The sequence below is a fragment of the Pantoea sp. Pa-EAmG genome, from assembly GCF_030024295.1.
Lineage (GTDB): Bacteria > Pseudomonadota > Gammaproteobacteria > Enterobacterales > Enterobacteriaceae > Pantoea > Pantoea dispersa.
Genome location: NZ_JASEWO010000420.1, coordinates 1 through 543, shown reverse-complemented (window position 1 = coordinate 543; position 543 = coordinate 1). Strand labels below are relative to the sequence as shown.

1 protein-coding gene is annotated in these 543 nt (G+C 55.8%); it reads right to left on the bottom strand.

Annotation, left to right across the window (positions count from 1 at the left end; all coding sequences use genetic code 11):
• The coding region (locus QMM04_RS23025) for an IS3 family transposase (RefSeq protein ID WP_282997217.1) at positions 1-543 on the bottom strand (543 nt) is incomplete at both ends.

Genomic DNA, 543 nt, shown 5'->3' with positions numbered 1-543 from the left:
TGTCCTTTGTCATCCGGGATTGCATTGACCAGCCGATAATTTTGCGTGAGAACAGGTCAACAACCACGGCCAGATACAGCCAGCCCTCGTGAGTCCTGATGTAGGTTATGTCCGTTACCCAACGCTCATCCGGAGCATCCGGATTGAACTGTCGCTGGAGCCTGTTGGGCGACACGATACTGGCCTCGCCTTTGCGTGCCCGCGGGCTCCGGTACCCGACCTGGGCCTTTATCCCGACACGCTTCATCAGTCGCCAGACTCTGTTCACTCCGCACTGTTGCCCGCAATCCCGCAAGTCCACATGGATCTTGCGATAACCATAAACGCAACCGGACTCCAGCCAGAACTGTTTAATCTGTCCCGTCAGTCTCAGATCTACCTGGTGGCGCTTAGAATGCGGCTGCTGAAGCCAGGCGTAAAAGCCACTGGGATGAACATCCAGCACCCGACAGAGCAGACGAACAGGCCAGCAACTGCTGTTGTCACGGATAAAGGCGTACCTCAGTCGGACAGCTTTGCGAAGTACGCCGCGGCTTTTTTTAA